The organism is Telluria sp. AZSoR62 (genome assembly GCF_058111565.1).
The window spans coordinates 1-250 of the sequence record NZ_JBYTST010000468.1 but is presented as its reverse complement, the minus strand read 5'-3'; the positions used below and the strand labels follow the sequence as shown (position 1 = coordinate 250).

The window sequence follows — 250 nt, the reverse complement described above, 5'->3', positions numbered from 1 at the left end:
AGGCGTGCTGGATGTTCTCACGGGCGCTTTCGGGACGAGCCTCTCGGCCCTTCCCAGCTTTGCTGTTGTGAGCTTTACCGGCACCGAAGCCGGCATAGCGGTGCGGGGCCCCTTGGAGGTCGGTGTGGTGGGGGACGACGACGCGGGCGGGTATACGGTCAGTGGCGCCCGTGTGTCTACCTGGAGCGAGAGAGTGTCGAGTAACCCCGATATGGTCCAGATCGTCACGGCTCTCGGGACGGGAACGGAA

At 64.8% G+C, this 250-nt stretch carries 1 protein-coding gene; it reads left to right on the top strand.

What is annotated here, in order from left to right; translation table 11 throughout:
- On the top strand, nt 1-250 hold a 250-nt coding region (locus AC3XQU_RS24440; protein WP_489876703.1), incomplete at both ends, for a hypothetical protein.